The organism is Pseudomonas sp. GW822-FHT04C11 (genome assembly GCF_058800905.1).
In genome coordinates, this window is sequence record NZ_JBXAMS010000005.1 from 362,472 (window position 1) to 375,649 (window position 13,178).

Sequence of the window (13,178 nt, forward strand, 5' to 3'; positions counted from 1 at the left end):
TCTCAAATACCTGTCACTCACCCTTCTGTGCTTATGGTGCTCGTGGGTGAATGCAAACAACGCCGTTGAACCAACCTGCCCATCCGAGGATTTGCCGACCTTCGTCAAAGCCTTTTCCGTCAGCCCCGAGCTGCAAAAAACCTACACTGCCACGCCAGTGACGGAGCAACTCCCTGCTTACGACGAAAAGTCCTACCCGGTCGTGATCCGCCGCAAGTTATTCGATTTGAAACCCGATGCCCTGGCACTGCTCGATCCCCAAGCGCAGGCCAAGGCCGGCTTGAAAACCTTCTGGGTCGATGACGTCACGTTGGCGGTCCACGACGAACTGGGCAATGTCTTGCAGGCCTTCGTATTCGAGAAAAACACCTGCTGGAACTTGATGAAAATCGAACAGTGGTCGGTCGAAGGCTTGCTCAATGAGCATGTGCCTGCCAACGAAACACCGCTGGAACGGGAAGTACGCAAAGCCTCGATCTATGAACGCTACGGCTCGCGGGAGGAGTTTCCACTGACCCAGTACTTCTTTGTCCTGGCCCAGCAAATCGACTTGCATGCCGCCGAACAAGGTTCCGTCGCAGGGGCGACTCGGGCCATTGCCTTGAGCTACTCCGAAATGTCACCGGAGATGGAGCCAGCGCTGATCGAAAAGCTGCTACTGACACACGCAGACAACGATGAGCTGGCAACCATGTTGCTCGCGTCGTTCTATTGTGATCGTGGCGACCCATCGTACAGCGGTCCTTGCCAGGATCTACCAAAGGCTAAAGAAACGCTGGTTCGGGGCGTCAGGAAACTCGACTCGGCGCAACTCTACGCACTCCTGGGTTCCCACTACACCGGCGACACCTGGGGCAAACCCGACATGCCTCGGGGTCTGGCGTGTTATCGGGAAGCCGCAACCAGGCAAGATGCTGAAAGCCTCGGTGTGCTGGCGCGCCTGGCCCAACGTGGAGAAGTGCCGCAACCGGGTGCGACCTGCCTCTGACTGACACCTTCAGCAATGACTCCAGTGGTGGGCATCGGCCCACCTGCTGGAGACATCAAAGTATCAAAACTGCGAAACACGGTGCATCGCATCCGCCAGATAGCGCATTGCAATGCGGTCATTCTCCGATAACGCTCGATACTGCTCGACGAGTTTCGCCTCCTCTGAATTCAGCCGGCGCGACCTTCGCGAGAGGCTCAAGCCAGAGAAAATCCCTAAAAACCCGATGAAGCTTTGCGCTTTTTCCATGGACGATGTCCCTCTGCACGTGAACTGAAACTTCAGATACCTCATCGCCCTGCTCCTTCTTCAGCAGCGACCGGCACCTGCCAGACAGCTGCTGAACGTTCACCGGCCTCAAGGGCAAAGGCCGGTCATGAGCCTAAGAATAGGGACAAAAAAACGTTTGCGAGCTGTTTTTAGAGTAATTAGTCAAATAAATGAAAACGCTTATTTGAAACACCAAGTCGGCTTGAACGACAGCTGAATATCCTCGGGGGGCCAGCTCATGCAATTGCACGCCTGGCGTTGCGAGTAACACGCAGGCCTGGCACGGCCTGTGGGAATTTTCCAGGAAGCGTGCACTAATCATTTTCGAGTTATTTCGAACGCTTTATCTTATTGGGCATCTGTTTAGAATCCGACGCGTTTGGCCGAAGGCTTGTCCGAACCACACATTTTGATCCGTATCGCAGCCAGGAACGCCGCGGGATCGTCCACCACAGGTTGTCCTATGCACCGCAGGAATTTGCTCAAAGCCTCCATGGCCATCGCTGCCTACACCGGCCTTTCGGCCACTGGATTGCTGGCCGCACGGGCCTGGGCCGGGACGGCCGATGGCGAGGCCCAGACCTTCGACTTCGAGGCGTTGCAGGCACAAGCCAAGCAACTGGCCAGCAGTGGTTATGCCGACACCAAGCAGGTGTTGCCACCGACGCTGGCGAACATGACGCCGCAGCAGTTCAACGCGATTCAGTACGACGCCAGACATTCGCTGTGGAATGACTTGAACGGGCAACTCGACGTGCAGTTCTTCCACGTCGGCATGGGCTTCAAGCAACCGGTGCGCATGTACAGCGTCGACCCCAAGACCCGTCAGGCGCGGGAAGTGCATTTCCACCCGTCCCTGTTCAATTACCAGAACAGCGGCGTCGATACCGCGCAGCTCAAGGGTGACCTGGGTTTTGCCGGGTTCAAGCTGTTCAAGGCCCCGGAGCTGGATAAACACGACGTGGTGTCGTTCCTTGGCGCCAGCTACTTCCGGGCTGTGGATAACACTGGCCAGTACGGTTTGTCGGCCCGTGGCCTGGCGATCGACACCTACGCGAAGAAGCGCGAAGAATTTCCGGACTTCACCAAGTTCTGGTTCGAAACCCCGGACAAGGACAGCACCCGTTTCGTGGTCTATGCCCTGCTCGACTCACCGAGTGCCACCGGTGCCTACCGCTTTGACATCGACTGCCAGGCCAATCAGGTGGTGATGGCCATTGATGCACACGTCAACGCGCGCACGGCCATTGAGCAACTCGGTATCGCGCCAATGACCAGCATGTTCAGCTGCGGCACTCACGAGCGGCGCATGTGCGACACCCTTCACCCGCAGATCCACGACTCGGATCGGCTGGCGATGTGGCGTGGTAATGGCGAATGGATCTGCCGCCCGCTGAATAACCCGGCGACCCTGCAATTCAACGCCTTCGCCGACACGGACCCGAAAGGCTTTGGACTGGTGCAGACCGACCATGAGTTCGACAGCTATCAGGACACCGTCGATTGGTACAGCAAACGCCCGAGCCTGTGGGTCGAGCCGACCACCGCCTGGGGCGAAGGCTCTGTCGATCTGTTGGAAATCCCGACCACAGGCGAAACCCTGGACAACATCGTGGCCTTCTGGACCCCGAAAAAACCGGTGGCCGCAGGCGACTCGCTGAGCTACGGCTACAAGCTCTACTGGAGCGCCCTGCCGCCGGTGGGCACGCCGTTGGCACGGGTCAATGCCACGCGTTCGGGCATGGGCGGTTTCGTCGAAGGCTGGGCCCCCGGCGAGCACTATCCGAAAGTATGGGCGCGGCGTTTTGCGGTCGACTTCACCGGCGGCGGACTGGATCGCTTGCCTGAAGGCACCGGCATCGAACCGGTGGTCACGGCGTCGAGCGGTCAGGTCAAAGATTTCAATGTGCTGGCGCTGGATGACATCAAAGGCTATCGAATCACCTTTGACTGGGTCCCGACCGATGACAGCGTGGCACCGGTGGAACTGCGCTTGTTCATCCGCACCCATGACCGGACGTTGAGCGAAACCTGGCTGTACCAGTATTTCCCGCCTGCGCCGGACAAGCGCAAGTACCCGGATTGGGCGGCGTCATAAGATAAGTGGCGCCTGGACGGGCCCCATCGCGGGCAAGCCTTGCTCCTACGGAATCTACCTCGTCGACCCCGCTCTCCCGTAGGAGCTGAGCTTGCTCGCGATGAGGCCAGTAAAGCCGATAAAAATTTCCGCCAGACAAGCAAGCCCCGGCCAAACAGCCGGGGCTTTTGTTTTTTTCAGCGTCACTCAGTCCCGCAAATCCGACTCATGAATCGGCTGATCGCGGCTCGTCGCCCGTTGATACTGCGCCGGCCAGATGGCCTTGCGTCCGCCCAGGTCATCGTCGGCGTGCAGTGGCCAATAGGGATCGCGCAACAGCTCGCGAGCCAGCAGGATGATGTCGGCCTGACAGGTGCGCAGAATGTGTTCGGCTTGCGCAGGTTCGGTAATCAATCCGACGGTGCCGGTGGCAATCCCTGACTCCTTGCGCACACGCTCGGCAAACCGCGTCTGATAACCCGGCCCGGTCGGGATCTCCGCATTCGCCGCAGTGCCGCCTGATGACACGTCGATCAGATCGACCCCCAACGCTTTCAAGCGCCGCGCCAACTCTACGGTTTCATCCGGGTTCCAGCCGTCTTCGACCCAATCGGTGGCCGATACCCGAACGAACAAGGGCAACTCTTCAGGCCAGACCGCGCGTACCGCCTCGGTCACTTCCAGCACCAGACGAATGCGGTTTTCGAAAGACCCGCCGTACTGATCACGGCGCTGATTGCTCAACGGCGACAGAAATTGATGCAGCAGATAGCCATGAGCCGCGTGCACTTCAACCACTTTGAAGCCTGCGGTCAGTGCACGCTTGGCCGACTCGACGAACGCCTGAATCACCTCGGCGATCTGCGCCTCGGTCAGTGGTGTGGGGGGCGTGTGTTGAGGGTCGAAGGCAATCGGCGAGGGGCCGACCGGGGTCCAGCCGCCATCCGCCGGTTTGACACTGCCATGTTTGCCCAGCCACGGCCGGTGGGTGCTGGCCTTGCGTCCGGCGTGGGCCAGTTGAATACCGGCAACGGCGCCTTGGGCGGTGATAAAGCGGGTGATGCGTTGCAGTGGTTCGATCTGTTCATCGTTCCACAGGCCCAGGTCCTGAGCGGTGATCCGTCCCTCGGCGGTGACTGCCGTGGCTTCGGTAAATATCAGGCCGGCCCCACCCACGGCACGGCTACCGAGGTGGACCAGGTGCCAGTCATTGGCCAGTCCATCGACGCTGGAGTATTGGCACATCGGCGACACCGCGATGCGGTTGAGCAGGGTCAATTGACGAAGGGTATACGGTTCAAGCAGCAGACTCATGGGGCACCTCTCAAATCAGTGGGCAGGCTCCAGGGTTCTGTTTGAATAGTCGACGAGTGACAGGAAAGGATGCGGCACCCGCCCCCGCGGGTAAAAAATGGACAAAACGTCACAAGGCCAATCAAGCAGTGATTAGAGCCTAGTCGACATCGGGGGATGAGGGAGGGTTCAGAAACGAAACGCTCCAATTAGTAGAAGCCAGCACGGAACCTGTGGCGAGGGAGCTTGCTCCCGTCGGCCGGTCCGCGTTCGGGCGTAGCAGTCGTAAAACCATTCACCGACATGCGTCAGACAAAACGCACTTAGGGCCGCTCCGCGCCCCAGCGGGAGCAAGCTCCCTCGCCACAAAGGCCCCATTGAAATTTCTGCTGGAACCGGGCTCAGCGCGGTTCGATGTGGGCAATCATCAGCTGGACGGTTTCCTGGCCGCGGAACTCGTTGACGTCGAGCTTGTAGGCCAGTTCGACCCAGCGAATGGTCGGGTTCGGCCAGACGTCGCGGTCGATGCCAAACGCAATACCGTCGAGCTTCACCGAACCACATTCGCTTTTCAGCACTACCTTGAGGTGGCGTTCACCGACCACTCGCTGCTCGACCAACTGGAACACACCGTGAAACAGCGGCTCCGGGAAGTGTTGGCCCCAGGGACCGGCATGGCGCAGGGCGCGGGCCAGTTCCAGGTGAAACTCTTCGACCGCCAGGGTGCCGTCCGACAGCAACCGCCCGGTCAGGTCCTCTTCACGCATTTGCCGGCGAACTTCAGCGTCGAAGGCCTCGGCGAACAATGGAAAGTTCGCTTCCGGTAACGTCAGGCCCGCCGCCATGGCGTGACCACCGTACTTGCTGATCAGTGTCGGATGTTGCGCCGCCACCACACTCAAGGCGTCACGAATGTGAAAGCCCTGCACGGAACGTCCCGAGCCCTTGAGCATGCCGTCGCCTGCATCGGCAAAGGCAATAGTCGGACGGAAATAGCGCTCTTTCATACGCGAAGCAAGGATTCCGATGACACCCTGGTGCCACTCGGGATCGAACAGGCACAAGCCGAACGGCATCGACTCCAGCGGCAAGTCCTTGAGCTGGGCCAACGCTTCGCGCTGCATGCCCTGCTCGATGGATTTGCGGTCCTGATTCATCCCATCGAGTTGCGCGGCCATTTCACGGGCCAGTGCCACGTCTTCGGTGAGCAGGCACTCGATGCCCAGGCTCATGTCGTCCAGACGCCCCGCCGCGTTCAGGCGTGGGCCGAGGATGAACCCCAGATCGGTCGAGGTGATACGCGAGTGATCACGCTTGGCCACCTCGAGAATGGCCTTGATGCCCGGCCGAGCCCGACCGGCGCGAATCCGCTCCAGGCCCTGATGCACCAGGATCCGGTTGTTGGCATCCAGTGGCACCACGTCGGCGACGCTGCCCAGCGCCACCAGATCCAGCAATTCGCCGATGTTCGGCTGCGGCCTGCTCTCGTACCAGCCCAGGCTGCGCAAGCGTGCACGCAACGCCATCAGCACATAAAAAATCACCCCGACCCCGGCCAGCGCCTTACTTGGGAACTCACAACCGGGCTGGTTCGGATTGACGATGGCATCGGCCAACGGCAGCTCGTCACCGGGCAAGTGGTGATCGGTGACCAGGACCTTGAGCCCGGCCTGTTTCGCCGCCGCCACGCCCTCGACGCTGGAAATGCCGTTGTCCACGGTGATCAGCAACTGCGGCTCGCGCTGCAACGCCACCGCGACGATTTCCGGGGTCAGGCCGTAGCCGTACTCGAAGCGGTTGGGCACCAGATAATCGACGTGAGCCGCGCCCAGCAGGCGCAGTCCCAACAGGCCAACGGTGCTCGCAGTGGCGCCATCGGCATCGAAGTCGCCAACGATCAGAATCCGCTGACGCTGCTCCAGCGCCACCACCAGCAAGTCCACCGCCGCCTCGATACCCTTAAGCTGTTGATACGGGATCAAGCGCGCCAGGCTCTTGTCCAGTTCCGCCTCAGACTGCACACCCCGCGCCGCGTATAAACGGGTCAGCAGGGGTGGAATATCACCGAGGAATGGCAGGGTGTCGGGCAATAGGCGAGGTTCGATGCGCATGGGGTAACAGGTGCTTCTCTTGAATACGTAGGATAAAACCGGGTGATGCGATCCTGCGGCGAAAAATCAGCCGCGCTCGCCGGCCAACCATTGCAGCTGGACTTCGTGTTGACCACGGTCGTCGGTGACGAAGATCGTCCCTTCGCTGATCATCACGTCCCACTTGATAACGCGGGGCATGTCCTTGGCCAGGGTTTCCAGGACTTCCTGAGGCACCGCGGCAATGTTGACGTTTTTCAGGTTTTTGACTGCTGGCACCACTTTGCCTTCCCAAACGCGCAGGCTGCCGTAAGCCAACAGGCTGGTGCGTTCGGTACGACGCGAGCACCAGGTCAGGCGATCGGCATCTGGCTGGCCGACTTCGATCCAGTGCAGAACGCGGTCATCCAGGCTCTTTTCCCACAGGGCCGGCTCGTCCACTTCCGACAGACCACGACCAAAGGACAGCTGCTCGTTGTACCAGAGGGCGTAGGCCAACAGCCGCACGGTCATGCGCTCTTCGGTTTCCGAAGGGTGGCGGGCGATGGTCTGCTTGACGCTCTCGTACACACTGCGGTCGAGGTCGGTAAGGTTCAGTTCAAACTTGTAGGTCGTGGACGGCTGGGCCATGAACGGGCTTCTTGATACGAGGAAAGGCGGCAAGTCTAACCGATGCCGGGGTCAATCAACGAATCATGACGGCCATCAAGCGTGGGCGATGAGCTCCGGCCTATGATAAAACGATCTACTAGCTCAGCCTTTGTCCTACAGGATTGACCATGCCGCTCACCGCCAAACCCCTTGCCGGCCTGAAAATCATCGAACTCGGCACTTTGATCGCTGGCCCTTTCGCCTCGCGTATTTGTGCCGAGTTCGGCGCCGAAGTGATCAAGATCGAATCTCCGGACGGCGGCGACCCGTTGCGCAAGTGGCGCAAACTCTACGAGGGCACTTCGCTGTGGTGGTTCGTCCAGGCGCGCAACAAGAAGTCCCTGACGCTAAACCTCAAGCACCCCGACGGCCTGGCAATCCTCAAGCAGTTGCTCGGCGAAGCCGACATCCTGATCGAAAACTTCCGCCCCGGCGTGCTGGAAAAACTCGGCCTTGGCTGGGAGGTGCTGCATGCGCTGAACCCAAAACTGGTGATGGTCCGTCTGTCCGGCTTTGGCCAAACCGGGCCGATGAAGGATCAACCGGGCTTCGGCGCAGTGGGCGAGTCCATGGGCGGCTTGCGTTATATCACCGGGTTCGAAGATCGACCGCCGGTGCGTACCGGGATTTCCATCGGTGATTCGATTGCCGCGCTCTGGGGCGTGATCGGCGCGCTGATGGCCTTGCGTCACCGTGAGGTCAACGGTGGTCAGGGGCAAGTGGTGGACGTGGCGTTGTATGAAGCGATCTTCGCCATGATGGAAAGCATGGTCCCGGAATTCGATGTATTCGGGTTTATCCGCGAGCGCACCGGCAACATCATGCCCGGCATCACGCCCTCCTCCATCCACACCAGCGCCGACGGCAAGCACGTGCAGATTGGCGCCAATGGCGATGCGATCTTCAAGCGCTTCATGCAGACCATTGGCCGCGACGACCTGGCCAACGATCCAGCGCTTGCCAGCAACGATGGCCGCGATAGCCGTCGCGATGAACTGTATGGGGTCATTGATCGCTGGGTCAGTTCGTTGCCGCTGGATGCGGTGATCGAGCAGTTGAACCAGGCCGAAGTGCCGGCCAGCCGGATCTTCAGCGCCGAAGACATGTTCAGCGACCCGCAATTTCTTGCCCGGGAAATGTTCCTGCAAGCCAAGCTTCCCGATGGAAAAGACTTCAAGATGCCGGGCATCGTGCCGAAACTCTCGGAAACACCGGGCGCTTGCGAATGGGTTGGCGCGCAGCTCGGTGAACATAACGTGCAGGTGTTGAGCGAGCTTGGCTATGACGTGGAACAGATCGCGCAACTGCGTGCAGATGGGGCAATCTAAACTGCAAGGGTTGTCAGCCATTCGCAGATGCGCGGCGCAGTACCTGCGTGTGCTGGGTTTCGGCACAACGCTAGCATGCCTGCTGGCAATCCCCTCGGCCGCTCAAGCCAAGGACACGTTGATCTGGTTGCTGCGCGATCTGCCGCCGCTGACGATTGTCGAAGGGCCGCAAAAAAACCAGGGCGTGATCGACCGGTATTTACCGCAATTGATCGCCAGCATGCCCGAGTACCAACACACAACCTTTCAGGTCAACCGCGCGCGCGGCATGCAAATGCTCCTGGAACCCAGCTTCACCTGCGACCCTTCGCTGCTCTGGAGCGCGGAACGGGCAAAACGGATCGTCTACTCCATCGCAGCCTATCGAGTCCCTGGCAACGGCATTGTGATACGCCATGCGGACCGCGAAGCGCTTGCGCCCTTCATCATCGGCAACAGCATCGATCTGGAGCGATTGCTGGCGCATCAGGACAAGAAACTGGGAGTGGTCGCCGAACGCAGTTACGGCCAGGTCGTTGACCGCCTGCTGCAACAGGCACCGAGCAACAGCCTGGCAGCCCATTACGGTAACGATGCTCTTGGCAGTCTGCTGCAAATGCAGCGCCTGGGTCGTTTGACCGCCCTGCTGGGGTACTGGTCGGAAATTCGTTATCAGGCGCAACAGCAAGGAATCTCGCCCGATGAACTGGAGTTTTTCCCGATTCGCGGCACGGACAAGTACCAGTCGACTCATATTGCTTGCTCGGATACCGAGCAGGGCCGTCAGGCCATCGCTCACATCAACAAAATATTGCGCGGATCGGGGCAAACCAGGCTGGTCGAGTTTTACGCCCAATGGCTCGACCCGAAAATGCGCAGCGAGTACCTGGAAGATGCCAAGAGGTTTTTCCAGAATGAGACACCCTGACCAAACGCCAGGCAAAAGAAACCCCGAGAAGTGGGGAGACGACTCGGGGTTAAACGTGGCCTACAAAGACCCGCCCAACAAGCGACAAGCACCGGAGCACAATGCTCGCTCTTGTTGATACAGGGTCTGACTAACCTGATTGCGCGAAGGTTCCCGCAAAAAACAAATCAGCTTCTGCCAGCCAGACGTTTGTCTTGCGCAACATTGCGCAGAGCCGCAATCACGCTGGGTTCCAGCCGTCCCTCGGCGATCAACAAGTCGCGGTGCAATCCGTCGACAACATCCGTCAGCAACCGTTTATCCGTGAACTGCGCCTGATTGAACTCACGTTCAACCACGATAGCGCCAGCGGTACTCTTCAATGTCACCAGGCATTCGCCATGGGTACCTGACGGGGTCAGTGTTACCTGATACGGGCTCAATGCCTCACCCAGCAATAGGCTGATACTTTCCATCTCGATCACCATTCAATAGTCCGAAAACAAAGTGCCAAGGGCGTGATAAATGACCACTGGCCCGAGAAGAAAGTTCTGAACTCGACTGACGGTATGTCGCTTTACCCTGAGTCTTCAGAGCATGCATGGGAAAGATGACAAGAAAAAAACAGCAGGTTAACAGCGTCAGCCAGGCACATAACGCTACCGACCATGGGTATCGGTCCAGCCGCCCACGACACCTCGCAGCAAACCTTCGGCGCTATAGAACGGCACCGTCCACTGATAAATATCCCTTACACCACTGTTGAACGTCAGTTGGCGCTCGGTAAACCGGTTTTTCCGACTGCTGAGTTGATCCATGATTTCCGCGTGCAGAAGCTCGGCCGTCGAGGCAGGCAAAACGTCGACCTCTGTCAGGCGTTTTCCCTGCATCTGGTCGAATCGGGTCGACAAATGCTCTTCATAGCTCTTGTTGCACATGATCAACCGCCCCTCCAGATCCCGTACAAACACCGGATCGGGCATGGCATCCATCAAGGCATGCTGGAACGCCAATTGATCACCAAGCCCTTGCTCGGCTTTCAGTCGCTGCTTGATCTGCATGCTCAGCCGCTGGTTCCACAGCAGTGAAATCAGCCCGAACAGACTCGCGAAAAATACTCCCCAGCAACCCCACTGGTAAAACCGCTGCCACAGCGAGGGTGGCTGACTGGGTACTACGCCGCTGAGCCACTTGGAACGAATGGCTCGCAACTCTGCCGGAGGAAAAGCCTCGAGCGCCTTGTTGAGAATGCTCAACAGCTGTGGCTGCCCTTTGCGCAGGGCGAGATGGTCGGCCTCCCACATACCTTCGATACTTGGGCCGATCGCCAGCCGGCCTGCAGGGTACAGGTGGGCGCCCGTTTCATTTTCAATGGTGACGTCGGCTTCGCCGCTTTCGACCAGGGCGCGTGCCTCGGCGTAGGTTTTCACCGAGCGCAGCTCGATCTGTGGATAGTCACGGCGGATGCCGGCCTCCAGCGCATGCCTGGCCGGTAGCGCCAGAACCTTGCCCGAAAGGTCCTCTAACGAATCGACCGAAGCAGCTCCGGCCCGCCCGACGAACACCCAGCCAGCCCCGCCAAAGGCATGGCTGAAATCCAGAAAGCCTTTGCGTTCATCGTTCACCGACAGTGTCGTGTTCATGTCTGCCTTGCCACTTTCCAGCAGTCCGAGCAGGTGTTCGGTCGAGAACGACTCTTCATGAACAAACTCCAGCCCGGTCATCCGTGAAAGACGTTGGAGAATGTCGTTGTTCAGACCGCTCCATTGACCGTGCTCATCCTTGAACAAGTACAACGGGAACTGCACCGACGCGACGATCACTCGCCGGTGCTCGGCTATCCATTTGAGCTCGTGAGCCTCAAGCTTGAGACCGTCATGACTGTCGGCAGACCTTACGTCCAAAGCACCGAGTTGAGCCGCCAATGCACAATGCCCAAGCCCCATGGCACTCAATAAAAACACCCAGCACAAAGCCGGCTTTAATCCATTAAAAAACCACATGCCTACTTCCTTCACGTCCACTCACCCATCCTTGAGGGGCGAAACGACGACAAGTGTGCCATGCAGAAATGAGAAAGCCCGTCAGGAGACGGGCTTCAAAATGTGACAGGTAAATCCTGTCAGAGTGGCTTACCGCGGTTGCCATGCTGACTGACAAAGGCCTGCACGGCTTTCAGGTCGTTTGGCAAAACTGTGTAGCGCTCATCTCGCTCAAACAAATCAGAAAGATGGGCAGGCAGTTCAAGCGCTTTTCCTACGCCGGCTTTTTCGACGGCTTCAGGGAATTTGACCGGATGGGCCGTTCCCAGAATCACCATCGGAATATCCAGGCTACGACGGCACTCACGCGCAGCCTTGACGCCGATGGCGGTATGCGGATCGAGCAGCTCACCGGTTTGTTCGAAGACTTCAGCGATGGTCTCGCAGGTTTGCGCGTCATCCACGGCCAGCGAGTCGAACAGTTTGCGCGCTTCGGTCCAGCGCTCTTGCTCGACGCTGAAACCGCCACCTTGCTTGAAGGTGTCCATCAGGCCGGCAATCGCCGCACCATTGCGACCGTGCAGGTCGAACAGCAGGCGCTCGAAGTTCGACGAGACCATGATGTCCATCGATGGCGACAGTGTCGCGTGCAGGGTTTCCTTGACGTACTGGTTGCCGCTCATGAAGCGGTGCAGGATGTCGTTGCGGTTGGTGGCGACGATCAACTGATTGATCGGCAGGCCCATATTGCGTGCCAGGTAACCGGCGAAGATGTCGCCGAAGTTGCCGGTTGGCACCGAGAACGACACCGAGCGCGCCGGGCCGCCCAACTGCAGGGCTGCGTGGAAGTAGTAGACGATCTGGGCCATGATCCGCGCCCAGTTGATCGAGTTCACCGCCACCAGGCGCGTGCCTTTGAGGAAGCTCTGGTCGGCGAAGCTCGCCTTGACCATTTCCTGGCAGTCATCGAAGTTGCCTTCGATGGCGATGTTGTGGATGTTCTCGCCGAAGATCGTGGTCATCTGCCGACGCTGCACTTCGGACACGCGGTTGTGCGGGTGCAGGATAAAGATGTCGACGTTTTCGCAGTGCTTGCAGCCTTCGATGGCGGCCGAACCGGTATCGCCCGAAGTGGCGCCGACAATCACTACGCGCTCACCGCGTTTTTCCAGCACGTAGTCGAGCAGACGACCGAGCAATTGCAGGGCGAAGTCCTTGAACGCCAGGGTCGGGCCGTGAAACAGCTCCAGCACCCATTCGTTGCTGTTCAGCTGACGCAACGGTGCCACGGCGCTGTGAGAGAACACGCCGTACGTTTCTTCGAGGATTTTCTTGAAGTCGGCATCCGGGATGCTGCCGGTAACAAACGGGCGCATCACCCGGAAAGCCAGCTCGTGATACGGCAGGCCGGCCCAGGAAGCAATTTCCTCCTGGGTGAAACGTGGCAGGTTTTCCGGCACGTACAGGCCGCCGTCACTGGCCAGACCGGCCAGCAGCACGTCTTCGAAATTCAGGGCCGGTGCCTGGCCGCGGGTACTGATATAACGCATGACTGGCTCCACTATTCAGAGTTCGCAAACCCGGGCTCGCGCACGAGCCCGGTGAACAATAAC

11 protein-coding genes are annotated in these 13,178 nt (G+C 59.1%); 4 read left to right on the forward strand and 7 right to left on the reverse strand.

The features are described 5' to 3' along the window. Positions 1–46: 46 nt before the first annotated feature. The gene (locus AC1RJ3_RS11330; RefSeq protein ID WP_493078962.1) at positions 47–988 is read left to right on the forward strand and encodes a hypothetical protein; all 942 of its coding nucleotides are present in this window, start codon (positions 47–49) and stop codon (positions 986–988) included. 63 nt (positions 989–1,051) lie between these two features. On the opposite strand, the gene AC1RJ3_RS11335 is transcribed toward AC1RJ3_RS11330, so the two are convergent. Continuing rightward, positions 1,052–1,237: a hypothetical protein gene (locus AC1RJ3_RS11335; protein ID WP_493078964.1), complete on the reverse strand. Its 186-nt coding sequence runs from the start codon at positions 1,235–1,237 to the stop codon at positions 1,052–1,054. 484 nt (positions 1,238–1,721) lie between these two features. Here AC1RJ3_RS11335 and AC1RJ3_RS11340 point away from each other — a divergent pair, with 484 nt between their 5' ends. After that, the gene (locus tag AC1RJ3_RS11340; protein WP_054593839.1) at positions 1,722–3,356 is read left to right on the forward strand and encodes a glucan biosynthesis protein D; all 1,635 of its coding nucleotides are present in this window, start codon (positions 1,722–1,724) and stop codon (positions 3,354–3,356) included. Positions 3,357–3,542: 186 nt separating this feature from the next. Here the strand turns inward: AC1RJ3_RS11340 and AC1RJ3_RS11345 are convergent, their stop codons facing one another. The 3 genes from AC1RJ3_RS11345 to AC1RJ3_RS11355 form a co-directional block, all read right to left on the reverse strand. After that, the gene (locus tag AC1RJ3_RS11345; protein WP_054593840.1) at positions 3,543–4,649 is read right to left on the reverse strand and encodes an NADH:flavin oxidoreductase/NADH oxidase; all 1,107 of its coding nucleotides are present in this window, start codon (positions 4,647–4,649) and stop codon (positions 3,543–3,545) included. Positions 4,650–5,029: 380 nt separating this feature from the next. Beyond that, on the reverse strand, positions 5,030–6,739 hold the full coding sequence (recJ, locus tag AC1RJ3_RS11350) for a single-stranded-DNA-specific exonuclease RecJ (RefSeq protein ID WP_493078967.1): 1,710 nt from the start codon (positions 6,737–6,739) through the stop codon (positions 5,030–5,032). Positions 6,740–6,805: 66 nt separating this feature from the next. Beyond that, positions 6,806–7,348 carry a YaeQ family protein gene (locus AC1RJ3_RS11355; protein WP_054593842.1) on the reverse strand — a complete coding sequence of 181 codons (543 nt, stop codon included), beginning with the start codon at positions 7,346–7,348 and terminating at the stop codon, positions 6,806–6,808. 149 nt (positions 7,349–7,497) lie between these two features. On the opposite strand from AC1RJ3_RS11355, the gene AC1RJ3_RS11360 reads away from it, so the two are divergent. Beyond that, positions 7,498–8,697 (forward strand): CaiB/BaiF CoA transferase family protein, encoded by a 1,200-nt coding sequence (locus AC1RJ3_RS11360; RefSeq protein WP_054593843.1) that lies wholly within the window; start codon positions 7,498–7,500, stop codon positions 8,695–8,697. Further along, positions 8,651–9,604, forward strand: coding sequence for a TIGR02285 family protein (locus tag AC1RJ3_RS11365; protein WP_054593844.1), 954 nt, complete (start codon positions 8,651–8,653; stop codon positions 9,602–9,604). Before AC1RJ3_RS11360 ends, AC1RJ3_RS11365 begins: the two co-directional genes overlap by 47 nt. A gap of 167 nt (positions 9,605–9,771) precedes the next feature. Here AC1RJ3_RS11365 and AC1RJ3_RS11370 read toward each other — a convergent pair whose 3' ends face one another. The 3 genes from AC1RJ3_RS11370 to thrC form a co-directional block, all read right to left on the reverse strand. After that, complete coding sequence (locus AC1RJ3_RS11370; RefSeq protein ID WP_493078970.1) at positions 9,772–10,059, reverse strand: DUF3509 domain-containing protein; 288 nt, start codon at positions 10,057–10,059, stop codon at positions 9,772–9,774. 183 nt (positions 10,060–10,242) lie between these two features. Continuing rightward, a complete protein-coding gene (locus tag AC1RJ3_RS11375) occupies positions 10,243–11,586 on the reverse strand; it encodes a transporter substrate-binding domain-containing protein (protein WP_493078972.1) in 1,344 nt (447 codons plus the stop codon). Positions 11,587–11,705: 119 nt separating this feature from the next. Further along, positions 11,706–13,115, reverse strand: coding sequence for a threonine synthase (thrC, locus tag AC1RJ3_RS11380; protein WP_493078974.1), 1,410 nt, complete (start codon positions 13,113–13,115; stop codon positions 11,706–11,708). Between the last annotated feature and the right edge of the window lie 63 nt (positions 13,116–13,178).